The organism is Citrobacter sp. MGH105, assembly GCF_001037485.2.
In the GTDB taxonomy this organism is placed as follows: Bacteria; Pseudomonadota; Gammaproteobacteria; order Enterobacterales; family Enterobacteriaceae; genus Citrobacter; species Citrobacter portucalensis.
In genome coordinates this window covers 870,171-895,661 of record NZ_CP073048.1, presented here as the reverse complement: position 1 = coordinate 895,661, position 25,491 = coordinate 870,171, and the positions used below count along the sequence as shown (strand labels likewise).

At 54.4% G+C, this 25,491-nt stretch carries 22 protein-coding genes and 1 other RNA gene; 8 read left to right on the top strand and 15 right to left on the bottom strand.

The window, feature by feature from the left end:
• Window positions 1-90: 90 nt before the first annotated feature.
• The 8 genes from SK35_RS04305 to SK35_RS04270 form a co-directional block, all read right to left on the bottom strand.
• Window positions 91-834 (bottom strand): SDR family oxidoreductase, encoded by a 744-nt coding sequence (locus tag SK35_RS04305; protein WP_048215587.1) that lies wholly within the window; start codon window positions 832-834, stop codon window positions 91-93.
• A gap of 77 nt (window positions 835-911) precedes the next feature.
• Window positions 912-3,785 (bottom strand): aminomethyl-transferring glycine dehydrogenase, encoded by a 2,874-nt coding sequence (gene gcvP / locus SK35_RS04300; RefSeq protein ID WP_048215586.1) that lies wholly within the window; start codon window positions 3,783-3,785, stop codon window positions 912-914.
• Between the two features lie 127 nt (window positions 3,786-3,912).
• Entirely contained in the window at window positions 3,913-4,302 is a 390-nt protein-coding gene (gene gcvH, locus SK35_RS04295) for a glycine cleavage system protein GcvH (protein ID WP_003026965.1), read from the bottom strand.
• Between the two features lie 25 nt (window positions 4,303-4,327).
• Window positions 4,328-5,422, bottom strand: coding sequence for a glycine cleavage system aminomethyltransferase GcvT (gene gcvT / locus SK35_RS04290; protein WP_048215585.1), 1,095 nt, complete (start codon window positions 5,420-5,422; stop codon window positions 4,328-4,330).
• Window positions 5,423-5,874: 452 nt separating this feature from the next.
• On the bottom strand, window positions 5,875-7,077 hold the full coding sequence (gene ubiI, locus SK35_RS04285) for an FAD-dependent 2-octaprenylphenol hydroxylase (RefSeq protein WP_048215584.1): 1,203 nt from the start codon (window positions 7,075-7,077) through the stop codon (window positions 5,875-5,877).
• Window positions 7,078-7,192: 115 nt separating this feature from the next.
• A complete protein-coding gene (gene ubiH, locus SK35_RS04280) occupies window positions 7,193-8,371 on the bottom strand; it encodes a 2-octaprenyl-6-methoxyphenyl hydroxylase (RefSeq protein WP_048215583.1) in 1,179 nt (392 codons plus the stop codon).
• A complete protein-coding gene (gene pepP, locus SK35_RS04275) occupies window positions 8,368-9,693 on the bottom strand; it encodes a Xaa-Pro aminopeptidase (RefSeq protein ID WP_048215582.1) in 1,326 nt (441 codons plus the stop codon). Before pepP ends, ubiH begins: the two co-directional genes overlap by 4 nt.
• A 24-nt stretch (window positions 9,694-9,717) precedes the next feature.
• The gene (locus SK35_RS04270; RefSeq protein ID WP_003026978.1) at window positions 9,718-10,296 is read right to left on the bottom strand and encodes a YecA/YgfB family protein; all 579 of its coding nucleotides are present in this window, start codon (window positions 10,294-10,296) and stop codon (window positions 9,718-9,720) included.
• Window positions 10,297-10,463: 167 nt separating this feature from the next.
• Here SK35_RS04270 and zapA point away from each other — a divergent pair, with 167 nt between their 5' ends.
• The 3 genes from zapA to SK35_RS04255 all read left to right on the top strand — a co-directional run bounded on the left by zapA (window position 10,464) and on the right by SK35_RS04255 (window position 11,634).
• Window positions 10,464-10,793 (top strand): cell division protein ZapA, encoded by a 330-nt coding sequence (zapA, locus tag SK35_RS04265; RefSeq protein ID WP_003026980.1) that lies wholly within the window; start codon window positions 10,464-10,466, stop codon window positions 10,791-10,793.
• Window positions 10,794-10,834: 41 nt separating this feature from the next.
• Window positions 10,835-11,018, top strand: a non-coding RNA gene (gene ssrS, locus SK35_RS04260) — 6S RNA.
• A gap of 19 nt (window positions 11,019-11,037) precedes the next feature.
• On the top strand, window positions 11,038-11,634 hold the full coding sequence (locus SK35_RS04255) for a 5-formyltetrahydrofolate cyclo-ligase (protein ID WP_003825482.1): 597 nt from the start codon (window positions 11,038-11,040) through the stop codon (window positions 11,632-11,634).
• A gap of 119 nt (window positions 11,635-11,753) precedes the next feature.
• Here the strand turns inward: SK35_RS04255 and serA are convergent, their stop codons facing one another.
• Together serA and rpiA are read right to left on the bottom strand one after the other, a co-directional pair.
• Window positions 11,754-12,986: a phosphoglycerate dehydrogenase gene (gene serA / locus SK35_RS04250; RefSeq protein WP_003825480.1), complete on the bottom strand. Its 1,233-nt coding sequence runs from the start codon at window positions 12,984-12,986 to the stop codon at window positions 11,754-11,756.
• 271 nt (window positions 12,987-13,257) lie between these two features.
• Entirely contained in the window at window positions 13,258-13,917 is a 660-nt protein-coding gene (rpiA, locus tag SK35_RS04245; RefSeq protein ID WP_003825479.1) for a ribose-5-phosphate isomerase RpiA, read from the bottom strand.
• A gap of 170 nt (window positions 13,918-14,087) precedes the next feature.
• Between rpiA and argP the strand changes: the two genes are divergently transcribed.
• From argP to SK35_RS04220, 5 genes are all read left to right on the top strand, one after another.
• A complete protein-coding gene (gene argP, locus SK35_RS04240) occupies window positions 14,088-14,981 on the top strand; it encodes a DNA-binding transcriptional regulator ArgP (RefSeq protein ID WP_003825477.1) in 894 nt (297 codons plus the stop codon).
• A gap of 233 nt (window positions 14,982-15,214) precedes the next feature.
• Window positions 15,215-17,359, top strand: a complete 2,145-nt coding sequence (gene scpA, locus SK35_RS04235) for a methylmalonyl-CoA mutase (RefSeq protein WP_048215581.1) — start codon at window positions 15,215-15,217, stop codon at window positions 17,357-17,359.
• Entirely contained in the window at window positions 17,352-18,347 is a 996-nt protein-coding gene (meaB, locus tag SK35_RS04230; RefSeq protein WP_048215580.1) for a methylmalonyl Co-A mutase-associated GTPase MeaB, read from the top strand. Before scpA ends, meaB begins: the two co-directional genes overlap by 8 nt.
• 10 nt (window positions 18,348-18,357) lie before the next feature.
• Entirely contained in the window at window positions 18,358-19,143 is a 786-nt protein-coding gene (scpB, locus tag SK35_RS04225) for a methylmalonyl-CoA decarboxylase (RefSeq protein ID WP_008785757.1), read from the top strand.
• Window positions 19,144-19,167: 24 nt separating this feature from the next.
• Complete coding sequence (locus SK35_RS04220) at window positions 19,168-20,634, top strand: acetyl-CoA hydrolase/transferase family protein (RefSeq protein ID WP_048215579.1); 1,467 nt, start codon at window positions 19,168-19,170, stop codon at window positions 20,632-20,634.
• On the opposite strand, the gene srsR is transcribed toward SK35_RS04220, so the two are convergent.
• From srsR to fbaA, 5 genes are all read right to left on the bottom strand, one after another.
• On the bottom strand, window positions 20,631-21,527 hold the full coding sequence (srsR, locus tag SK35_RS04215; protein WP_003026999.1) for a LysR family transcriptional regulator SrsR: 897 nt from the start codon (window positions 21,525-21,527) through the stop codon (window positions 20,631-20,633). The two genes, SK35_RS04220 and srsR, sit on opposite strands and share 4 nt — an antisense overlap.
• 123 nt (window positions 21,528-21,650) lie before the next feature.
• Entirely contained in the window at window positions 21,651-22,397 is a 747-nt protein-coding gene (locus tag SK35_RS04210; protein ID WP_048215578.1) for an oxidative stress defense protein, read from the bottom strand.
• Window positions 22,398-22,490: 93 nt separating this feature from the next.
• On the bottom strand, window positions 22,491-23,126 hold the full coding sequence (gene argO, locus SK35_RS04205) for an arginine exporter ArgO (protein ID WP_003027005.1): 636 nt from the start codon (window positions 23,124-23,126) through the stop codon (window positions 22,491-22,493).
• 192 nt (window positions 23,127-23,318) lie between these two features.
• Window positions 23,319-24,179, bottom strand: coding sequence for a small-conductance mechanosensitive channel MscS (locus SK35_RS04200; RefSeq protein ID WP_003825461.1), 861 nt, complete (start codon window positions 24,177-24,179; stop codon window positions 23,319-23,321).
• A gap of 191 nt (window positions 24,180-24,370) precedes the next feature.
• Window positions 24,371-25,450 (bottom strand): class II fructose-bisphosphate aldolase, encoded by a 1,080-nt coding sequence (gene fbaA, locus SK35_RS04195; RefSeq protein WP_003027029.1) that lies wholly within the window; start codon window positions 25,448-25,450, stop codon window positions 24,371-24,373.
• Window positions 25,451-25,491: the final 41 nt, after the last annotated feature.

Below are 25,491 nucleotides of genomic sequence, written 5' to 3'. Positions count from 1 at the left end.
TTTGCCGGATGGCGGCGTAAACGCCTTATCCAGCCTACAGATTAAATTCCCGTAGGCCGGATAAGCGTAGCGCCAACCGGCGATTAAACCCTACTTCCCGCCAGCCAGCTCCAGAAAACTGCCCGTTACGTACGACGCCTTCTCGCTCAGCAGCCAGGTAATCGCCTGCGCGACCTCCTCCGGTTGTCCGCCGCGCTGCATAGGCAACATCGATTTCACGCGATCGACCCTTCCCGGCTCGCCGCCTGAAGCGTGCATTTCAGTGTAGATAAGACCAGGTCGCACGCAGTTTACGCGGATCCCTTGCGCCGCAACCTCCAGCGCAAGGCCGGTGGTGAGCGTGTCCACAGCGCCTTTTGAGGCCGCGTAATCAACATATTCGAATGGCGCACCAAGCCGCGATGCCGCCGAAGACACATTCACAATCGCCCCGCCTTGCCCTCCGTGTTTGAAAGACATGCGCTTTACCGCTTCCCGACAGCACAAAAAATAGCCGGTAACATTGGTCGCCAGCACGCGGTTAATTCTTTCGGCGGTTAGGCTTTCCACCGTGCTCTGTTCAAACAAAATCCCGGCATTATTCACTAACGCAGACAGTGGTTCACCTTCGCGGTCAATGGATTCAAACATTGCCACAACCTGGCTTTCATCGCTGATATCAGCCCGTAGAGCAAACGCCTTTCCCCCGGTAGCGGCAATGGTATTCACCACCTCCGTTGCTGCACGGATATTGTGATGAAAGTTAACCGCAACCGTGTAACCCTCTTGCGCTAACTGCAGCGCGGTTGCCCGCCCGATGCCGCGACTGCCGCCAGTAACCAATGCGATTCCCATGGATACCTCCAGATATGAAAAAGCCGGGAGGCGTCTTCGCCTTACCCGGCCTACAAAAGCTTTACTGCGCGGAAAAGTTACTGATATTCGCTCATCGGCACGCAGGAGCAGAACAGGTTACGGTCACCGTAAACATCATCAAGGCGTTTCACGGTCGGCCAGTATTTGTTCACCACACCAGCCGGGAAGACGGCGATTTCTCGGCTATAACCGTGATTCCACTCCGCGACCAGCTCGTTTTGCGTGTGCGGTGAGTTAACCAGCGGGTTATCTTCCAGTGACCATTCACCGGCTTTCACGCGATCGATTTCAGCGCGGATTGCCAGCATCGCATTGATAAAGCGATCAAGTTCCACTTTGCTTTCAGATTCAGTCGGTTCAACCATCAGGGTACCCGCGACCGGGAATGACATGGTCGGCGCATGGAAACCGTAATCGATCAGACGCTTGGCAATATCCAGTTCGCTGATGCCGGTCTCTTCTTTCAGTGGGCGAATGTCGAGAATACATTCATGCGCCACGCGACCGTCGCGACCGGTATACAGTACCGGATAAGCATCTTTCAGACGGCTGGCAATGTAGTTAGCGTTAAGGATAGCTACCTGGCTTGCCTGCTTCAGACCTTCTGCACCCATCATACGGATGTACATCCAGCTGATTGGCAGAATGGATGCGCTACCGAACGGCGCCGCTGAAACTGCGCCCTGACGGGTGAGCATTCCTTCAATCTGCACTACGCTGTGACCCGGTACAAACGGTGCCAGATGTGATTTGACGCCAATCGGTCCCATACCTGGGCCGCCGCCGCCGTGCGGAATGCAGAATGTTTTATGCAGGTTGAGGTGCGAGACATCTGCGCCGATAAAGCCCGGCGTGGTGATCCCAACCTGAGCGTTCATGTTCGCGCCATCAAGGTAAACCTGGCCGCCAAACTGGTGCACAACGTCGCACACTTCACGGATCGTTTCTTCATACACGCCGTGAGTAGACGGATAGGTCACCATGATGCAGGAGAGATTCGCAGCATGTTGTTCTGCTTTTGCTCGCAGATCGTCCAGGTCGATGTTGCCGTTCTTATCACACGCGACAACCACAACCTGCATCCCCGCCATCTGTGCAGATGCCGGATTGGTGCCGTGGGCAGAAGCCGGGATCAGACAGATATCGCGATGGCCTTCGTTACGGCTTTCGTGATAGTGACGAATCGCCAGCAGACCCGCATACTCGCCCTGCGCGCCGGAGTTCGGCTGCATGCAGACGGCGTCATAACCGGTCAGTTTTACCAGCCACTCGGAAAGCTGGCCGATCATCTGGTGATAACCTTCTGCCTGCTCTGGCGGGCAGAACGGGTGAAGTTCAGCGAATTCCGGCCAGGTGATAGGGATCATCTCGGCGGCAGCGTTCAGCTTCATGGTGCAAGAACCCAGCGGGATCATTGCCTGGTTCAGCGCCAGATCTTTGCGCTCCAGCGAGTGCATGTAGCGCATCATTTCGGTTTCGCTGTGATAGCGATTAAACACCGGATGGCTGAGGATCGCATCGTCACGCAGCATGCTGTCCTGAATGGAACGGCTGTCGAGCGCCACATCTTTATCCAGCGTATCGATATTCAAACCGTGGCTGTCGCCCAGCAGAACATTGAACAACTGCACCACGTTTTCACGGGTGGTGGTTTCATCGAGCGTAATACCTACCGCGTTATGGATATCGCTACGCAGGTTGATTTCTGCCGCTTCGGCACGCGCCAGAACAGCCGCTTTGTCGGCCACTTCAACACACAGAGTGTCGAAGTAGTGCGCATGGCGCAGCTTCAGCCCTTTCTGTTGCAGACCGGCCGCCAGAATATCAGTCAGGCGGTGGATGCGATTAGCGATACGTTTCAGGCCAACCGGACCATGATAAACGGCATACAGGCTGGCGATGTTGGCCAGCAGAACCTGCGAGGTACAAATGTTGGAGTTCGCTTTCTCACGGCGGATATGCTGCTCGCGAGTCTGCATCGCCATGCGCAGTGCGGTATTGCCCGCCGCATCTTTCGATACGCCGATAATACGGCCTGGCATGGAGCGTTTGAATTCGTCTTTAGCGGCGAAGAATGCCGCGTGTGGGCCGCCGTAACCCATCGGTACGCCGAAGCGTTGCGCAGAGCCGAAAACAATATCCGCGCCCTGTTTGCCCGGCGCAGTCAGCAGTACCAGCGCCATAAAGTCGGCAGCGACACTGACCACAACTTTACGGGATTTCAGCTCGGCAATCAGTTTGCTGTAGTCATGCACTTCACCGGTGGTGCCAACCTGCTGCAACAGCACGCCAAACACATCCTGGTGATCCAGTGCTTTCGCCGCGTCATCAACAATGACGTCAAAGCCAAAGGTTTCTGCACGGGTGCGAACCACGTCCAGCGTTTGCGGGTGAACATCAGCCGCCACAAAGAAACGGTTAGCATTTTTCAGTTTGCTGACACGTTTGGCCATCGCCATGGCTTCAGCAGCCGCAGTGGCTTCATCCAGCAGAGAAGCAGAAGCCATATCCAGGCCCGTCAGGTCCAGCGTGACCTGTTGGAAGTTCAGCAGAGCTTCCAGTCGTCCCTGGGATACTTCCGGCTGATACGGCGTATATGCGGTGTACCAACCTGGGTTTTCCAGCATGTTACGCAGAATAACCGGTGGCAACTGCACGGCGGTGTAGCCCATGCCAATGTAGGACGTGAAGCGCTTGTTACGCCCGGCGATGGCTTTTAATTCAGCCAGCGCAGCGTATTCGGTCGCCGCCTCGCCCACCTGTGGCGGGGTTGCGAGCTGAATGTCTTTCGGCACAATCTGGCCGATCAGCGCGTTTAACGACTCGGCGCCAACCGCATTCAGCATCTCTTGCTGCTGCGCGGCGTCCGGTCCGATGTGGCGTTCAATGAAAGCGCCGCTGTTTTCAAGCTGGCTTAACGTCTGTGTCATGGGCGATGGTTCCTGAAACGTGCAGTGAATCGTGATGGTCTCTAACTCAATTGCCCGGTGGCGCTGACGCTTACCGGGCCTACATAAAACCGTAGGCCGGATAAACGCAGTGCCATCCGGCACAATCTTATTCGTCTTCCAGTAATGCCTCGTACGCAGTGGCATCCAACAGCGATTCAATTTCGCTTTCATCGCTGGCTTTGATTTTGAAAATCCAGCCGCCCGCATACGGTTCGCTGTTGACCAGTTCCGGGGAGTCGCTGAGCGCATCGTTAACCGCAACAATCTCACCGCCTACTGGCGCATAGATATCGGATGCCGCTTTTACGGACTCCGCAACGGCGCAATCATCGCCCGCGCTGACGGTGGCGCCAACTTCTGGCAGGTCAACGAAAACCATGTCACCTAACAGCTCCTGAGCGTGTTCGGTGATACCAACGGTGTAAGAGCCGTCAGCTTCTTTGCGCAGCCATTCGTGTTCTTTGCTGTATTTCAGTTCTGCAGGTACGTTGCTCATCAATCAATCTCCAAAAAAGGATGAATTACGCGACGGCTTTGCCGTTACGCACAAAAACAGGTTTAGTCACTTTTACCGGCATTTCACGGTTACGGATCTGTACGATCGCAGTCTCACCGATACCCGCAGGCACGCGCGCCAACGCGATGCTGTAACCCAGGGTTGGGGAGAATGTGCCACTGGTGATAATGCCTTCATGCTGGTTGCCAGAAGCATCGGTGAAACGCACCGGCAGTTCATTACGCAGCACGCCCTTCTCAGTCATCACCAGCCCGACCAGCTGTTCGTGGCCTTTTTCGCGCTGCATTTCCAGTGCTTCACGACCAATAAAGTCGCGGTCGGCAGGTTCCCACGCAATGGTCCAACCCATATTGGCTTCCAGCGGAGAAATCCCTTCGTCCATCTCCTGACCGTACAGGTTCATACCCGCTTCCAGACGCAGGGTGTCGCGCGCGCCGAGACCACAAGGTTTGACGCCAGCCTGTACCAGCGCACGCCAGAAATCTGCCGCCTTTTCATTCGGCATGGCAATTTCATAACCTGCTTCGCCGGTATAACCGGTGGTTGCGATAAACAAATCACCTGCCTGAACGCCGAAAAACGGCTTCATGCCTTCAACCGCATGGCGCTGCTCGTCAGTAAACAACGTAGCTGCTTTTTCCTGCGCATTTGGCCCCTGCACCGCAATCAGCGACAGGTCGTCACGAACGGTGATGTCGATGGCGTAAGGTTCAGCGTGTTGGGTAATCCAGGATAGGTCTTTTTCGCGGGTGGCGGAGTTTACAACGAGGCGGAAGAAATCTTCAGTGAAGTAGTAGACAATCAGGTCATCTATCACGCCGCCCGAAGCGTTGAGCATCCCGGAGTAGAGGGCTTTACCCGTCTTCGTTAGCTTCGCGACGTCGTTTGCCAGCAGATAACGCAAGAACTCCCGGGTGCGGCTACCGCGCAGGTCGACGATGGTCATATGCGACACATCAAACATTCCGGCGTCGGTGCGAACAGCATGGTGTTCATCGAGCTGAGAACCGTAATGCAGTGGCATCATCCAGCCATGGAAATCGACCATGCGCGCGCCACATAGCGTGTGTTGTTCGTACAAAGGAGTCTGTTGAGCCATCTTTTCCTCGTTGAATAAGCGGGGCTACCAACTCTTTCGCGGTGAAATTTTCGCCACGAAACCCAGCACCGCAGCCGCTCCAGGGGCTACGACGCAAACGTTCTCTTTGTCCTGAACTTACCACCGAAACAGACGCTAAACCATAAGTCAAAATTAACCATCACATTAGCTTATGGCGAAAAACAGCCAGATCGCCAACAGAATAAAACTCCATACATATAGCAATTAATCAGAACAACAAACAAAGGTAAGCGTAAAATCACAGCACCAATCCACATTAAATGTGGAAAAAATGTCAAAAATGGCGTTATGAAAAAAACACAATATTAGAAAAACTAATGCGAAAAAAGGCGTGGAATTAGATTATTTCAAATGAGAGAAGCACCCCGGCGCGAAGGCCGGGAGAGGAAAGTGTGACGGGTCTCAAACTCTTAAGATTGTCCTTACGGACACTAACGTAACCACTCGGGAAGATCGTTCAGTCCCATCGCCTGACGGATGAGTTGTGGTTTTACGCCCGGGAGGGTATCGGCCAGTTTCAGCCCAATATCGCGTAGCAGTTTTTTCGCCGGATTCTCGCCTGCAAACAGTTCACGGAAACCCTGCATCCCCGCCAGCATCAGCGCTGCGCTGTGCTTACGGCTGCGCTCGTAGCGGCGTAAATAGAGATACTGCCCAATATCTTTACCCTGACGTTGTAGCCGCTTAAGTTCATCGATCAGCTCCGCCGCATCCATAAAGCCAAGGTTAACCCCCTGACCCGCCAGCGGGTGGATGGTATGCGCCGCATCCCCCACCAGCGCCAGACGATGGGCCGCGAACTGGCGAGCATAACGTCCCGTCAGCGGAAACGCCTGACGTTCGCTTTCAAGGCTGCACAGCCCCAGACGATTATCAAAGGCGATATTCAGCGCCTGATTAAACTCGTCAACGCTTGCCTGCTGCATACGTTCTGCTTCCTGCGGCGAGAGCGACCAGACGATAGAACACAGGTGTGGATCGCTGAGTGGCAGGAATGCCAGGATCCCCTCGCCATGAAACGCCTGACGCGCAACCGCACCGTGAGCTTCCTGCGTACGGATAGTCGCCACCAGCGCATGATGACGGTAGTCCCAGAAGGTGAGCGGAATGTCCGCTTTATTGCGCAGCCAGGAATTAGCGCCATCGGCACCGACGACCAGACGCGCCGTCAGCATTGCGCCATCTTTGAGGCTCAGAAATGCTTCGTTCTCGCCCCAGGCCACCTGCTGTATTTCAGCTGGCGCCATCAGCGTAATATCCGCTGAACGCTGTGCCTTTTGCCACAGTGCATAATGGATTTCTGAGTTTTCAACGATGTGGCCCAAATGGCTGTAGCCCATGCTCTGGTCATCAAACGCAATACGTCCAAAGCTGTCTTTGTCCCAGACTTCCATGCCGTGGTAGCAGCAAGCGCGACGAGCAACAATGTCGGACCAGACGCCAAGACGGGTAAGCAGTTTTTCGCTGGCTGCATTAATGGCCGAAACGCGAAGCTGAGGAGGTGCATCCGCCGCCAACGGCTGCGGAACATGTTGTTCTAATACAGCAACGCGCAACCCACTGCCCTGCAGGCCGCAGGCAACCGCCAGTCCCACCATGCCGCCACCAACAATTGCTACATCAACACTTTGCACTGTTTATACCTCGAAACCTGTAATCCGTAGGCCTGATAAGCGCAGTGCCATCAGGCATTTTTGCGGGGACCCTTGCCGGATGTCGGCGTTGCCTTATCCGGCCTACAGGTCATATTTATCGTGCAACCCAACCCAGGGTCCGCTCCGCCAGCGCATCGCGCGCAGGGGTGAATAATTCCATCGCCATCAACCCGACATTGCGCCCAACAACCAGCGGGGCCCAGTGATTGGCAAACAAATACACTAAATTGTTGGTCACACCAATCGTCGTCTCGCGATCGCGCTCGCGGCGCTGCTGATAACGTGCCAGCACCGCATAATCACCCACATCTTCCGCGCCGTTTTGCGCCTGCGTCAACGTCTCAGCAAGGCTCATTACATCGCGCAGGCCAAGGTTGAAACCTTGCCCGGCAATGGGGTGCAGCGTCTGGGCGGCGTTCCCTACCAGCACGGTACGATGGGTAATCGCTTTCAGCGCCGTAGTTAACGAAAGCGGATAAGCGCTGCGTTTACCAGCCTGGGTAATACGTCCCAGTCGCCAGCCAAAAGCGGTTTGCAGTTCACGGCAAAACTGTTCGTCGGACAAGGCCATGATCTCATCACGCTGCTCCAGCGGATGGCACCACACCAGCGAGCAGCGACCGTCAGACATTGGCAGCATTGCCAGCGGGCCATATTGCGTGAAGCGTTCAAACGCTCGCCCATCGTGCGGTACAGAGGTCGTGACGTTGGCAATCATCGCCAGTTGCTCATAAGGCTGTTGCAGCCAGTCAACACCGCAGGCAGTCGCCAGTGCGGAACGCGTGCCGTCAGCAGCCACCAGCAGGCGACCGGTAATCATCTCGCCATTCTCCAGCGTCACTTCAACGCGCTCCTGCGTGCGCGACACGCTGGCTACGCGGTCGGGGCAGTGCAATGTGACACCCGGTGCTTTGCGCAGCAGCGCAAACAGACGCAGCCCGACGTCGTGCAGTTCTACCACCTGGCCCAGAGCCGGAATACGGTATTCCTGCGCATCCAGCGTCACAAATCCGGCATGGCCGCGATCGCTGACGTGAACCGTTTTAATGGCCGTTGCGCAATCGGCAATCGCCTGCCATACGCCAATTCTCGCCAGCTGTTGGCAGGTTCCTGCCGCCAGCGCGATCGCCCGGGCGTCAAACCCTGGATGGCGGTCAGTTTCAGGTTCGCTCGCTTCTATCAGATGAACCGGCAGAGTCCCATGGCTGAGCTGAGAAATGGCCAGCGCCAGCGTCGCGCCAACCATACCACCACCAACGATAATCACGCTCATTGCAGTCGCGCCGCAGCCATTAAGGCTTCAATATCATCGGCTTTCTTCACTACGCTGGCGGTCAGGTTTTCATTGCCGTCCTCGGTGATGAGGATGTCATCCTCAATACGAATGCCGATACCACGATAGGCCGGCGGTACATCGGCATCCGGCGCGATATACAGTCCCGGTTCGACGGTGAGTACCATTCCCGGCTCAAGAATACGTGAGCGGTCCTGACCATAAACGCCGACGTCGTGCACATCCAGCCCAAGCCAGTGACTTAGACCATGCATAAAGAATGGGCGGTGCGCATTTTCGGTAATCAACTGATCGACATCACCGTGCAGAATACCAAGCTTCACCAGGCCCGTAATCATGATGCGCACCACTTCGCCAGTGACTTCCTGAATGGACGTTCCGGGACGATACAGACGCAGGCTGGTCTCTAAGGATTCCAGTACGATATCGTAGATTTCACGCTGTGCTGGGGTAAATTTACCGTTTACCGGGAAGGTTCGCGTAATGTCACCCGCATAGCCTTTGTATTCACAGCCAGCGTCGATTAGCACCAGATCGCCATCGCGCATTTCACTTTCATTTTCGGTGTAATGCAGAATACAGCCGTTTTCACCGCTGCCGACAATCGTGTTATAGGACGGATAACGCGCGCCATGACGGGTAAATTCATGGTGAATCTCCCCTTCTAACTGGTATTCAAACATTCCTGGACGGCATTTTTCCATCGCGCGGGTATGCGCCAGTGCGGTGATTTCTCCGGCACGACGCATGACCGCAATTTCTTCTGGTGATTTGAACAGGCGCATTTCATGCACCATCGGACGCCAGTCGATAATCGCGGCAGGCGCGTGCAGATTTTGTCTGGAGCCTTTGCGCAGTTTATCCAGCGCCGTGCACACAATCTCGTCTGCCCAGGCATACTCGCCCTGGGCGTGGTATACCGCGTCCAGACCATTGAGCAGCAAATACAGCTGTTGGTTGATTTCACTGAAGGCCAGCGCCCGGTCAACGCCAAGTTTTGCCGGGGCAGCATCCTGACCCAGACGGCGGCCAAACCAGATCTCCGCCGTCAGATCGCGAACCCGATTGAACAAAACGCTGTGGTTATGAGTGTCATCACTTTTAATCAGCACCAGCACGGCTTCAGGTTCGTTAAAACCGGTGAAGTACCAGAAATCACTGCTTTGGCGGTAAGGGTATTCACTGTCCGCACTACGCGTCGCTTCCGGTGCGGCAAAAATCAGCGCGGCGCTGCCGGGCTGCATTTGTGCCAGTAAAGCCTGGCGACGACGCTGGAATTCTTGCTGAGATATCTCGCTCATCACACTCTCCTTTGCGTTTCGTTCTTAGTGCAGAGTCGGTTTACGGACTTCCGGCGCGGTCGGCTGCTGACGCGTAAACGTGTCATGGCACAGCAAGGCGGCTACGCGCACGTATTCGATGATCTCTTCGAGCGACATTTCCAGCTCTTCCTGATCTTCGTCTTCGTCATATCCTAATTGAGCGATATTGCGCAGGTCGTCAATCGCTTCCCCGGTTTCGCCGGTCACTTTGTCGAGCTTCGGCTGCGTGACGCCAAGGCCCAGTAAAAAGTGGTTTACCCACCCCGCCAGCGCATCGGCGCGATCGAAAACGCTGACGTCATCCCCTTCAGGCAGATAAAGCTGAAAAAGGAAGCCGTCGTCTTCGAGGGCATCACTGGTGGCTGAGTGCATTTTCAGCAGCGCCTGAGCCAGCTCGTGACCAAAGGCCAGACCTTCGTTCGTCAGGTCGTGCAGCAGCGGCTGCCATGAGCTGTCGTTGTTTCCGCCGCAAATCATTCCGCTTATCAAGCCGTGCATTTCGGCCGGGGTTAATCCAGCCCCTTGTTGGTTCAAAAACTGGCTAACTTCGTTGTAACCAGGCATTTCGTTCTGTATAGACATAAGCATTCGTCATCAAAGGGAGGAATATTCATGATATGCTACCACTTTGGACCCTGGTGGACCAGAAAAGGGCTTGTATCTTGATACCAGGGTAGCTATAGTGTCGCCCCTTCGCGGACCCACGGTCTGGAGACGAAGGCAGCGCAGTCAATCAGCAGGAAGGTGGCATGTCTGCACAACCCGTCGATATCCAAATATTTGGCCGTTCACTGCGAGTGAATTGCCCGCCTGAACAAAGGGATGCGTTGAATCAGGCTGCGGACGATCTCAATCAGCGATTGCAAGATCTGAAAGTTCGCACTAGAGTCACAAATACTGAGCAGTTGGTTTTCATCGCCGCGTTGAACATCAGCTATGAATTAACTCAGGAAAAAGCGAAGACGCGTGAGTACGCGGCGAGCATGGAACAACGTATTCGGATGCTACAACAGACCATCGAACAGGCGTTGCTTGATCAGGGTCGCATAACCGAAAAAACGGGCCAAAACTTTGAATAACACTTTTCGGTTTACTGTGGTAGAGTGACCGTGAAGACAAAATTTCTCTGAGATGTTTGCAAGCGGGCCAGTCCCCTGAGCCGATATTTCATACCACAAGAATGTGGCGCTCCACGGTTGGTGAGCATGCTCGGCCCGTCCGAGAAGCCTTAAAACTGTGACGACGCATTCACCTTGAACCAAGGGTTCAAGGGTTACAGCCTGCGGCGGCATCTCGGAGATTCCCTTCTACCTGGCAACAGCCATGACATTACTTTCTGAACTCCCTTTATCTCGGCAAGAAATCCGTCAACTGATTCGGCAGCGTCGTCGCGCGCTTACTTCCGAACAGCAACGACAATACGGTCAGCAAGCCGCGACCCGAATGCTCAGTTATCCCCCTGTTGTACTCGCTCATACCGTGGCGGTATTCCTCTCGTTCGATGGCGAACTCGATACCCAGCCGCTAATAGATCAGCTGTGGCGAGCAGGCAAGCGCGTCTATCTTCCAGTTCTTCACCCCTTCAGCCCTGGCAACCTGCTGTTCCTGCACTATCATCCGCACAGCGACCTGGTAACCAATCGCTTAAAGATCCAGGAACCACGGCTTGATGTACGTGACGTATTGCCGCTCTCACAGCTGGATGTACTGATTACGCCGTTAGTGGCATTTGATGAGGTCGGGCAACGCCTGGGTATGGGCGGTGGATTTTACGATCGAACGCTTCAAAACTGGCAGCAGCATAAGATCCAGCCCGTAGGCTACGCGCACGATTGTCAGCGAGTGGAAAAGCTACCTGTCGAAGAATGGGATATCCCGCTGCCTGCGGTGGTGACGCCGTCCAAAATCTGGGAGTGGTAGCTTTTTTGCCAATTGCGGCAAGGCTCGAAAACAGAATGTATGCGTGACAGGAAGAGATTTTGAGGCCGGAAAATCAGAGGAAGGATGGGCAGGTCAACCGCCTGCCCATGTAGAGGAAATCAGTACAGCAGACGAGCGCGAATGGTTCCCGGAAGGGCTTTCATCGCCAGCAGCGCTTTCTCTGCCACATCTTCATCCGCTTCAATATCAATAACCACGTAACCTACCTGTGCGGAAGTCTGCAGATACTGCGCGGCAATGTTGACGCCCTGCTCGGCAAAAATCTGGTTCAGCGCAGTCAGTACGCCCGGACGGTTTTCGTGAATGTGCATCAGACGACGACCGCCGTGCAGCGGCAGCGAAACTTCCGGGAAGTTAACTGCAGACAGCGTAGAGCCGTTGTCGGAATACTTGGTCAGTTTCCCAGCCACTTCCAGACCGATGTTTTCCTGTGCTTCCAGCGTTGAACCACCAATGTGCGGCGTCAGGATCACGTTGTCGAAATCACACAGCGGCGAAGTGAAAGGATCGCTGTTGGTTGCCGGCTCGGTTGGGAATACGTCGATTGCTGCCCCTGCCAGGTGCTTGGTCGCTAACGCGTCGCACAGCGCAGGAATATCAACAACTGTGCCGCGTGCGGCGTTAATCAGCAGCGCGCCTGGTTTCATCAACGCAATCTCACGCGCGCCCATCAGATTTTTGGTGGAGGCATTTTCCGGTACGTGCAAACTGACCACGTCGCTCATATTGAGCAGGTCGGAAAGATGCTGCACCTGCGTGGCGTTGCCGAGCGGGAGTTTATTTTCAATATCATAGAAATAGACGTGCATCCCCAGCGATTCCGCCAGAATGCCTAGCTGAGTACCAATGTGGCCGTAGCCGATGATCCCCAGTTTTTTGCCACGCGCTTCAAACGAGCCGGTAGCCAGTTTATTCCACACGCCGCGGTGTGCTTTGGCGTTTGCTTCGGGTACGCCGCGTAGCAGGAGCAGCAGTTCGCCAATCACCAGTTCCGCAACGGAACGTGTGTTAGAGAATGGTGCGTTAAACACGGGGATACCGCGCTTTGCCGCAGCGCTGAGATCAACCTGGTTGGTGCCGATACAGAAGCAGCCAATCGCGACCAGTTTCTCTGCGGCGTCAATCACATCTTCAGTCAGATGGGTACGGGATCGCAGGCCAATGAAGTGGGCATCACGGATGGACTCTTTCAGTTGTTCAGTGTCCAGAGCGCCTTTATGAAACTCGATGTTGGTATAACCTGCTGCACGAAGGCTTTCGAGCGCTTTTTGATGCACGCCTTCAACCAGCAGAAATTTAATCTTATCTTTCTCCAGTGATACCTTTGCCATTTCCCCGACCCTGTCTTTTTTTGTTCAAACTGATGTGTTGTGTGTGGGATTTTCATCCGTCTCTTCAACATATCAAAAAATAATATTGCGGCAATATGAACGTTTGCGTCGCCGTGCTGAAGAAATGTCATTCAGAGAGAAATGTCAGAGGAAAATACTGGCGATAACTTTTTCTTTGGAGAGATCGGCAGGACAATATTATAAACGTGACACAAGTCACCAAATTTGCCCTGCCAGAATTTTTTTAACGGGAGAAGACACTCCCGTCAGATCATTTTACGATAGTTTTCACGCCGTCTGGTGTACCGATCAGCGCGACATCCGCACCACGGTTGGCAAACAGACCGACGGTTACCACGCCCGGAATCGCATTGATGGCGTTTTCCATCGCGATGGCATCGAGGATCTCCAGACCGTGTACATCAAGGATCACGTTACCATTGTCCGTCACTACGCCCTGACGGTATTCAGGACGACCGCCCAGCTTCACCAACTGGCGAGCCACAGCGCTGCGCGCCATTGGGATCACTTCAACCGGCAGTGGGAAGTTACCGAGAATATCGACTTCTTTGGACGCGTCGGCAATGCAGATAAATTTCTTCGCCACGGAAGCAATAATTTTTTCACGGGTCAACGCTGCGCCGCCGCCCTTGATCATCTGCATGTGGCCGTTGATTTCATCCGCGCCGTCAACGTATACGCCGAGGCTGTCCACTTCGTTAAGATCGAACACGTGGATACCGAGGCTTTTGAGTTTTTCGGTTGAAGCGTCCGAACTGGATACCGCACCTTCAATCTGACCTTTCATTGTGCCCAGCGCATCAATAAAGTGTGCGGCTGTTGAACCTGTACCTACGCCCACAATGGTACCGGGCTGTACATACTGAAGTGCCGCCCATCCTACTGCTTTTTTCAGTTCATCCTGCGTCATGATCGTTTCGCCTGTGGTGTGAATATGGTGGGAAAATTCACGCGCATTATAGAACATTGTGCAGAAAAATGTCCCCACACCCGCTCGCAAGCGGCGGATTTCGTCTTTACCCAACCTAAATTTGTGTCATAGTGCAGAACAAGCAAAATTTTCAGGAGTGCGTCAAAGCAATGAAACGTCCGGACTACAGAACACTACAAGCACTGGATGCGGTTATTCGTGAACGAGGATTTGAGCGCGCGGCGCAGAAGCTGTGCATCACGCAATCCGCGGTTTCACAGCGCATAAAACAGCTTGAGAATATGTTCGGACAACCGCTGCTGGTGCGTACCGTACCACCACGCCCAACCGAACAGGGGCAGAAACTACTGGCGCTTTTGCGTCAGGTTGAACTGCTGGAAGACGAGTGGCTGGGTGATGAACAAACCGGCTCGACGCCACTGCTGCTCTCACTGGCGGTGAACGCCGACAGTCTGGCGACCTGGTTACTTCCTGCGCTGGCTCCGGTACTGGCAAATTCGCCGATTCGGCTGAACCTGCAGGTTGAGGATGAAACGCGCACTCAGGAGCGTCTGCGTCGTGGTGAGGTGGTCGGTGCGGTGAGTATTCAGCATCAGGCGCTGCCAAGCTGTCTGGTGGATAAACTCGGCGCGCTGGACTACCTGTTTGTTGGCTCTAAACCTTTCGCCGAGCGCTATTTCCCTAACGGCGTCACCCGCTCGGCCCTGCTGAAAGCCCCAGCGGTAGCGTTTGACCATCTTGATGATATGCACCAGGCGTTCCTGCAACAAAACTTCGACCTGCCGCCGGGCAGCGTGCCGTGCCATATCGTTAACTCGTCTGAAGCCTTTGTTCAATTGGCGCGTCAGGGAACCACTTGCTGCATGATCCCCCACTTGCAGATTGAGAAAGAACTGGAAAGCGGCGAGCTTATCGACTTAACACCGGGCCTGTTCCAGCGCCGGATGCTGTACTGGCACCGTTTTGCACCGGAAAGCCGCATGATGCGCAACGTCACCGATGCGCTGCTGGCCTATGGTCACAACGTACTGCGTCAGGATTAAACCGCTCATAACCTCTGAGTGCCGGATGGTGGCGTAACGCCCTATCCGGCCGACAAGCCTTTTACCCTCTTTTCATGCTATTCCCGCCACGTCTTTGAAATAAATCACAAAATCAAACATGCCACGCGGCAAAAAACGACGTCCTGTTGGCTATTTTTTGCTGGCGACAAGCCAAATGAAAAAGCTCACCGTATTCGCAAAGATTCAACTTATTGCGTAATACGGAGCAAAAAATGGCAAACGTGCAGGAGTGGCAAACACTCGCCAATAAAGAACTCAGTCGCCGAGAAAAAACCGTCGAGTCGCTGGAAAGACAGACGGCGGAAGGGATTGCCATCAAGCCGCTGTACACCGAAGAAGACCTCGATAATCTGGAAGTAACCGGTACTCTCCCCGGCCTGCCGCCGTATGTGCGCGGCCCGCGCGCCACCATGTATACCGCGCAGCCATGGACCATTCGTCAGTACGCCGGTTTCTCAACCGCCAAAGAGTCCAACGCCTTTTACCGCCGCAACCTCGCCGCCGGACAAAAAGGACTTTCCGTCGCCTTTGACCTTGCCACCCATCGTGGCTATGACTCTGACAACCCACGCGTGGCGGGTGACGTCGGTAAAGCAGGCGTGGCGATCGATACCGTCGAAGATATGAAGATACTGTTCGACCAGATCCCGCTGGATAAGATGTCAGTATCGATGACCATGAACGGCGCGGTTCTACCTGTGCTGGCGTTTTATATCGTCGCTGCAGAAGAACAAGGCGTAGCGCCGGAACAACTCACCGGGACCATTCAGAACGATATTCTGAAAGAGTACCTGTGCCGCAACACCTACATTTATCCCCCAAAACCGTCCATGCGCATTATCGCCGACATCATCGCCTGGTGCTCTGGCAACATGCCGCGCTTTAACACCATCAGCATCAGCGGCTATCACATGGGGGAAGCCGGAGCGAACTGCGTGCAGCAGGTAGCGTTTACGCTGGCAGACGGTATTGAATACATCAAAGCTGCACTCTCCGCCGGACTGAAAATTGATGACTTCGCCCCGCGCCTGTCGTTCTTCTTCGGTATCGGCATGGATCTGTTTATGAACGTCGCCATGCTGCGCGCGGCGCGCTATTTGTGGAGTGAAGCGGTCAGCAGCTTTGGCGCGACCAACCCGAAATCTCTCGCTCTGCGTACCCACTGCCAGACGTCCGGCTGGAGCCTGACCGAGCAGGACCCGTACAACAACGTGGTACGAACCACTATTGAAGCACTCGGCGCTACGCTTGGCGGCACCCAGTCGCTGCATACCAATGCTTTTGATGAAGCGCTCGGTCTGCCCACCGATTTCTCCGCCCGTATTGCGCGTAATACGCAGATCATCATTCAGGAAGAATCAGAGATCTGCCGCACCGTTGATCCGCTGGCCGGATCGTATTACGTCGAGTCACTCACCGATCAAATTGTGAAGCAGGCACGCACGATCATCAAACAGATTGATGAGGCAGGCGGCATGGCGAAAGCAATCGAAGCCGGACTCCCTAAACGGATGATCGAAGAAGCTTCCGCGCGTGAACAATCGCTGATCGACCAGGGTAAGCGCGTTATCGTCGGCGTCAATAAGTACAAACTGGATAAAGAAGACGAGACGTCGGTACTGGAGATCGACAACGTGAAGGTGCGCAACGAGCAGATTGCCTCGCTGCAGCATATCCGCACCACCCGCGACAACGATGCCGTCAAGACCGCGCTATCCGCGCTGACCCACGCCGCGCAGCATAATGAAAACCTGCTGGCCGCCGCCGTCAGCGCCGCTCGCGTTCGCGCCACGCTCGGTGAAATCTCCGACGCGCTGGAGGTCGCCTTTGACCGGTATCTGGTTCCCAGCCAGTGCGTCACCGGGGTGATTGCGCAAAGCTATCACCAGTCAGACAAATCCGCCGACGAGTTCGATGCCATTGTTGCGCAAACCGAACAGTTCCTCGCGGAAAATGGACGCCGCCCGCGTATTCTGATCGCCAAGATGGGTCAGGACGGCCACGATCGCGGCGCGAAGGTGATCGCCAGCGCCTATTCCGATCTCGGTTTCGATGTCGATCTCAGCCCGATGTTCTCCACTCCGGAAGAGATCGCCCGTCTGGCGGTAGAAAACGATGTGCATGTAATAGGCGCATCGTCACTGGCGGCGGGCCATAAAACGCTGATCCCGGAACTGGTTACCGCACTCAAAAAATGGGGGCGTGAAGATATCTGCGTGGTAGCAGGAGGCGTTATTCCGCCACAGGATTACGCCTTCCTGCACGAACATGGCGTGGCAGCCATTTATGGTCCCGGCACGCCAATGCTCGACAGCGTCCGCGATGTGTTAACCCGTATCAGTCAGCATCATGATTAACGCCGCCACGCTTGAAGATACCGTCCGCCGTTTGCGACTCGGTGAACGGGCTACGCTCGCCCAGGCGATGACGCTGGTCGAAAGCAACCACCCGCGCCACCAGCCACTGAGTACGCAATTGCTGGACGCGATAATGCCGTTCACCGGTAACGCCCTGCGTTTGGGGATCACCGGTACGCCGGGCGCGGGCAAAAGCACTTTCCTGGAAGCATTCGGCATGTTGCTCATCCACCACGGATTACGGGTGGCGGTGATCGCCGTCGATCCCAGCAGCCCGGTCAGCGGCGGCAGCATTCTTGGCGATAAAACCCGCATGACGGAGCTGGCCCGCGCCGAATCTGCGTTTATTCGACCGGTCCCTTCCAGCGGTCATTTAGGCGGTGCCAGCCAGCGTGCCCGCGAATTAATGCTGCTGTGCGAAGCGGCTGGCTTTGACGTGGTGATTGTAGAAACCGTCGGCGTTGGGCAGTCAGAAACCGAAGTCGCAGGCATGGTGGATTGCTTTATCTCACTGCAAATCGCTGGCGGTGGCGACGATTTACAGGGCATCAAAAAAGGCCTGATGGAAATGGCGGATCTGGTCGTCATCAATAAGGACGACGGTGATAACCATACCAGCGTTGCCATTGCCCGCCATATGTACGAGTCCGCCCTGCATATTCTGCGCCGCAAATATGACGAGTGGCAGCCGCGGGTTCTGACCTGTAGCGCCCTGGAAAAACGCGGTATCGAGGAGGTTTGGCAGGCGATAACCGACTTTAAAACGTGCCTGACCGCCAGCGGTCGACTGGAAAAAGTTCGCCAGCAGCAGGCGGTGGACTGGTTACACCAACAGGCTGAAGAAGAAGCCCTGCATCTGTTGTTTGCCCGCACTGATTTCGACCGCTATTTCCAGCAGACGCTTCAGGCCGTCAAAAACAATGATCTTTCGCCGCGCACCGGTCTGCGGCACATCAGCGAATTTATTCAGCATCATTACTTTCAATAAAGAGAACATTATGTCTTATCAATACGTCAACGTGGTCATCATCCAGAAAGTCGCGGTTATTGAGTTCAATTACGCCCGCAAGCTCAATGCCCTGAGTAAAGTGTTTATTGACGATCTGATGCAGGCGCTGAGCGATCTCAATCGTGCAGACATTCGCTGCATCATTCTGCGCGCTCCAAGCGGGGCCAAAGTGTTTTCTGCCGGGCATGATATTCATGAACTCCCGACCGGACGTCGCGATCCGCTCTCTTATGACGATCCGCTGCGTCAGATAACCCGTATGATCCAAAAATACCCGAAGCCGGTGATCTCCATGGTCGAAGGCAGCGTCTGGGGCGGCGCGTTTGAGATGATCATGAGTTCCGATCTTATCATTGCAGCCAGTACCTCCACTTTCTCGATGACCCCGGTCAACCTCGGTGTGCCGTATAACCTGGTGGGCATCCACAACCTGACCCGCGACGCTGGTTTTCACATCGTGAAAGAGCTGATTTTTACCGCTTCGCCCATCACCGCTCAACGCGCCATGGCGGTCGGGATCCTTAACCATGTCGTGCCCGTTGAGGAACTGGAAGATTTCACTCTGCAAATGGCGCACCACATCTCGGAAAAAGCGCCGCTGGCCATCGCCGTCATCAAAGAAGAACTGCGCGTGCTGGGTGAAGCGCACACCATGAATTCCGATGAGTTCGAGCGTATTCAGGGCATGCGCCGCGCGGTGTACGACAGCGAGGATTATCAGGAAGGGATGAACGCGTTTATGGAAAAACGTAAACCAAATTTTGTTGGCCATTAATCACGTCCGAGGAAGGAGACGGCCATGAAACGGATGAGCGCCGAACAGGCGGCAGAAATTATCCAGCACGATGATATGGTGGCGTTTAGCGGCTTTACCCCTGCGGGTTCACCCAAAGCGTTACCCAGCGCAATTGCCCAACGCGCCTGCGAACGGCATCAGAACGGGCAGCCTTTTCAGATCCGCCTGCTGACCGGAGCATCAATTGGCGCCGCCGCTGATGATGTTCTATCCGCGGCGGATGCCGTTTCCTGGCGGGCGCCTTATCAAACGTCATCGGGCCTGCGCGAGAAAATTAATCAGGGCCAGGTGAGGTTTGTCGATCTCCATTTGAGTGAAGTGGCGCAAATGGTTAATTACGGCTTTTTTGGCGAGATCGATGTTGCCGTCATTGAAGCCTCCGCCATTGCGCCAGATGGCCGGATTTGGCTTTCCAGCGGTATTGGTAATGCGCCGACCTGGCTGCTGCGGGCGAAACAAGTGATCATTGAATTGAATCATTACCATAATCCGCGCGTGGCGGAGTTTGCCGACATCGTGATACCCGGTGCGCCGCCGCGGCGTAACAGCGTACCCATTTTTCATACCATGGATCGCGTGGGCAGCCAGTGCGTGCAGATAGATCCCAAAAAGGTGGTTGCGGTGGTGGATACCGAGCTGCCCGATGCCGGAAATGCGGCGGATAAAACCAATCCGGTCAGCCAGCAAATTGCCGATAACGTCGTCACTTTCTTGCTGGCAGAAATGGCTCACAAACGTATTCCAGCTGAGTTTCTACCCTTACAAAGCGGCGTGGGCAATATCAACAACGCGGTAATGGCGCGACTGGGCGAGAACCCGGATATCCCGCCCTTTATGATGTATTCGGAAGTGTTGCAGGAGTCGGTGGTGCATCTGCTGGAAACGGGCAAGATAACAGGTGCCAGCGCCTCCAGCCTGACCATTTCAGCCCCGTCGCTACAGAAGATTTACGACAACATGGACTTCTTCGCCAGCCGGATTGTGCTGCGCCCGCAGGAGATCTCCAATAACCCGGAGATCATCCGTCGGCTGGGGGTTATTGCGCTCAACGTCGGTCTGGAGTTTGATATCTACGGCCATGCCAATTCCACGCACGTTGCGGGGGTGAACCTGATGAATGGCATCGGCGGCAGCGGGGATTTCGAGCGCAATGCCTACCTGTCTATCTTTATGGCGCCGTCGATTGCCAAAGGCGGGAAAATCTCCACCATCGTACCAATGTGCAGCCATGTCGACCACAGCGAACATAGCGTTAAAGTGATCGTGACCGAACAAGGGATTGCCGATCTGCGTGGGCTATCTCCGATGCAGCGGGCGCACACGATTATCGATAACTGTGCGCACCCTCTTTACCGGGATTATCTGCACCGCTATCTGGAGAAAGCACCCGGCGGACATATCCATCACGATCTCAGCCATGCGTTCGATCTGCATCGTAATCTTCTCGAAACAGGATCGATGCTCGGTTAACTTGCGCTACCGTCACGATCTTCAGCAATATGCTGAAGCATCGTGGCGGTATAACGATGGTTTTTCAGCGAATAGAGAAACTCCTGCATATACATGGGGCTGCCGGGCGCATCGAAATACTTTAGCGTCGACGGGTTCACCAGCCGCCAGGCGAAGTGAGGAATCACCGTCAAAAACTGCCCGCGCTCTACCGCGCTGATCTTGGCCATAAAGCTGTACGGACGGTAGATAATCGTCGGGTTGATCCCACAGGGCCGCATGTATGCATCCAGCATCGCCTCAAAGTTGGCGCGATTCTGGAAGCGCATTTGCAGCCAGGGCAGCTCGCGCAGCAGATCCTGCGGCTGTTTTTCTTCGTAGCGACGGGAAACGAGAAACCCCAGACGCAGCGGGGGCAGCTCGCTAATCGCCAGATTCTCCAGTTCCTGGACGCGGGGGGAAACGTGCTGCGGCGAGATAATAAAATCCAGTTTGCGATCGAACAGGTTATCAATCACCCCATTCTCGCTGAATTCAACGGCCTGAGCCGTCACGCCGTCATACTTGTCACCAAGGCTAATCAACTGGTCAAAAATAATCGTTGGGTAGGTATTGTCGATACCGATGACGATTTCCCGCGAGCGGCGAGAGGCGTTATGGATTTCGTTATCAATGGCAGAAAGGCGCTGATAAACGGGAAACAGCTTCTGATACAGTTCCTGTCCGGCTTTATTCAGACTGATGTTGTTATCTTTGCGGGTAAACAGCGTATAGCCGATTTGATCCTCCAGTGCGGCAATGCTTTTACCGAAAGGCGATGCGGTCATATGTATTTTTTCTGCCGCTCTGGCAATGTTATTGGTTTGCGCCAGCAGAATGAAATTACGCATCTTTTTCGAGATAAAAATATCCATAGCGTCCCCTTAAAAATCGCTATGGCCTATCCTCATTACGGCGAAAAAAAAGACTGGATGTGGGGTCTCATTTTTACAGTTGCTCACAGAAAAAACCCGGCTGGAAAGCCGGGTCTGCAATGATTACTGGGTTTTGGCTGGCGTTGCTGCTGGCTGCCCCGCCGTCGGCTCAATCTGGAAGACCACATCAACCTGATCGTCAAACTGAATAACCGGCTGTTCGTAGGTTTCCTGAGCGGATGTCGCAGGCGCTGCATCTGCTTTCATCATCCGTACCATCGGGCTCGGTTGATAATTGGAAACGTGGTAACGCACGCTGTAAACGGGCCCCAATTTGCTGTTAAAGCCCGCAGCTAACTGCTCAGCCTGATGAATAGCATCATCAATTGCTGCTTTACGCGCTTTATCTTTGTAAGTATCCGGCTGGGCAACGCCAAGCGATACCGAACGGATCTCATTCAGACCGGCCTTCAGCGCACCATCAAGCAGCGCGTTGAGTTTGTCCAACTGACGCAGCGTGACCTCAACGGTACGTACCGCACGATAGCCTTTAAGGACGCTTTTACCATTCTGGTAGTCGTAGTCCGGCTGGGTGCGCAGGTTTGCCGCGCTAATATCTTTCTTCGCTATCTGGTTCTGTTCAAGGAAGGACAGATATTGCGCCACGCGCTCATCTGCCTGCTTCTTCGCTGAAGCCGCATCCTTTGCAGCAACGTTCACTTCAATCGCCAGAGTAGCGATGTCTGGTGCCGCATCCACGCTTGCCGTTCCGGAAGTCACGATGTGCGGTCCATTTGGCAACTCATTTGCCTGTACCGATAGTGCGCTGAATCCGACTAATGCCGCCAGGGCCATTATTTTGAACTTCACGGTCGTTCCTCCATGTTTCATTAATTACCCCGAAACTCAGGGCACATGCAGGCAAGCTTAGCCGATCTCGCTGCGTTGTCCATCAGACAACACTTAGTTGAACAACGCATGAACGTGCGCAACACCTTCTTTTGCCAACTGAAAAGCGATAAACCACATCACCAATCCTACCAGGGTATTGATGATCCGCTGTGCTTTAGCAGTGCGCAAACGCGGAGCGAGCCAGGCCGCCAGCAATGCCAGGCCGAAGAACCACAGGAACGAAGCGCTGACGGTACCCAGCGCAAACCAGCGCTTAGGCTCAACGTCCAGTTGGCCTCCCAGACTCCCCAGCACCACAAAGGTATCCAGGTAAACATGGGGGTTGAGCCATGTCACCGCCAGCATAGTAGCGATAATTTTCCAGCGGCCCTGCTTCATCACCTCGGCGCTGGCCAGTTCCAGGTTACTGCTCATCGCCGTTTTTAACGCCCCGAAACCGTACCAGAGTAAAAATGCCACCCCACCCCAGGTGACAAGCGCCATCAGCCATGGTGACTGCATCAGCAAGGCGCTACCGCCAAAGATCCCCGCGCAAATCAGCACTAAGTCGCTGATAGCGCAGAGTAAAGCAATCATGATGTGATACTGGCGACGGATCCCCTGATTCATCACGAAGGCGTTTTGCGGACCGAGCGGAAGTATCATAGCCGCACCAAGTGCAAGCCCTTGAAAATAATACGATAACACGTTAATCATCCCGAACTGTTTCTCTTAGGAGCAGACTATAGCGCGGGGAAAACATTAGCGGAAATGGATAATTTTAATCAGGGATAAGAAGAATTAATACCAAGGGGGGGGAAATGCCGGATGACGGCTGACGCCTTATCCGGCCTACAAAACCTGCGGGCCCGGTAAGCGATAGCGCCACCGGGCACGCGATTACTCTGCCGCGCTCTCTTTCACACGCTTGAAGTTCACATCCATCTGCGGGTACGGGAAGCTGATACCGTTGGCGTCAAACTCGCGTTTAATACGCTCCAGTACGTCCCAGTAGACGCTTTGCAGATCGCTACTGTTGCTCCAGACGCGTACCACAAAATTGATCGAGGAAGCGCCCAGCTCATTCAGGCGCACCGTCATTTCACGATCTTTAAGGATACGCTCGTCAGACTGAATGATATCGGTGAGGATTTTTTTCACCTGATCGATATCGGAGTCGTAAGCCACGCCGATGATAAATTCGTTACGACGAACCGGCTCACGAGAGAAGTTAATGATGTTCCCGGCAATGATTTTACCGTTTGGGATCACAACAATCTTACCGTCTACGGTACGCATAGTCGTGGAGAAAATCTGCACGTTGAGTACGGTTCCCGCTACGCCGCCGAGGTCTACATACTCACCTGCGCGGAACGGACGGAACATCACCAGCAGCACGCCAGCGGCGAGGTTAGACAGCGAACCTTGCAGCGCCAGACCAACGGCTAAACCTGCGGCACCGAGAACGGCAATCACAGAAGCGGTTTGTACCCCAACGCGACCCAGAGCGGCAATCAGCGTGAACGCGATAATCCCGTAGCGCACCAGTGCGGAGAGGAAGTCAGCAACGGTTGCATCAATTTTACGTGCCACCATCAGGCGGTTAACGGTGTTTGATACGATGCGCGCCACAATCATACCGATAATGACAATGGCGATGGCCGCAACGATGTTGACGGCATAGCTTAACAGCAGCTCCTGATTGCGGACCAGCCAGGTGCCCGCACCATTTATGCTGTCGACAACATTCAAATCTTCCATTCAATATTCCTTTTTTGCTTACCCAAATGGGAAAAATAAAGCCGTCCCAACGGGACTGGCAATCTGACAAGGGTAAACAATAAACCTGGATTTTGCCAAACAGATCACAGAATTCTCTGCCAGCAGCATATTGAAATGGCAATAAAAAAGGCCCGCATTTGCGGGCCTCATGTCACGTAGAACGGCGTAAATTACAGAACGTCAACCGCGTTCAGTTCTTTGAAAGCCTGTTCCAGACGGGTGATCATGGTTGCCTGACCAGCACGCAGCCATACGCGCGGATCGTAGTATTTCTTGTTCGGCTGATCTTCGCCTTTCGGGTTGCCCAGCTGGCCCTGCAGGTAAGCTTCGTTCGCTTTGTAGTAGTTCAGAACGCCTTCCCAGGTAGCCCATTGGGTATCGGTGTCGATGTTCATTTTCACTACGCCGTAGCTTACGGAGTCTTTGATTTCCTGAGCAGTAGAACCGGAACCGCCGTGGAAGACGAAGTTCAGGCTGTTGTGCGGCAGGTTATGTTTCTTAGAAACATAGTCCTGAGAGTCGCGCAGGATGGTCGGGGTCAGAACAACGTTACCCGGCTTGTAAACGCCGTGAACGTTACCGAAGGAAGCTGCGATGGTGAAACGCGGGCTGATTTTGCTCAGCTCGGTGTATGCGTAATCAACGTCTTCCGGCTGGGTGTACAGTGCAGAAGCGTCCATGTGGCTGTTGTCCACGCCGTCTTCTTCGCCACCGGTGCAACCCAGTTCGATTTCCAGGGTCATGCCCATTTTGGACATGCGCGCCAGGTATTTGGAGCAGATTTCGATGTTCTCTTCCAGAGACTCTTCAGACAGGTCGATCATGTGAGAAGAGAACAGCGGTTTGCCGGTTGCTGCGAAGTGTTTTTCACCCGCGTCCAGCAGACCGTCGATCCACGGCAGTAGTTTCTTCGCGCAGTGGTCAGTGTGCAGGATAACCGGAACACCGTAGTGTTCAGCCATCTGGTGAACGTGATGCGCGCCAGAGATAGCACCCAGGATTGCAGCGCCCTGAGGAACGTCAGACTTCACGCCTTTACCCGCGATGAAAGAAGCACCACCGTTGGAGAACTGTACGATTACCGGCGCTTTAACTTTTGCAGCGGTTTCCAGAACGGCGTTGATGGAGTCGGTACCCACGCAGTTAACAGCTGGCAGAGCAAAGTTGTTTTCTTTTGCTACCTGGAAAACTTTCTGTACGTCATCACCAGTGATTACGCCTGGTTTTACGAAATCAAAAATTTTAGACATATTACGAATCCTGTATCTTCGGCCTTGGAAAGGGCGCGCGC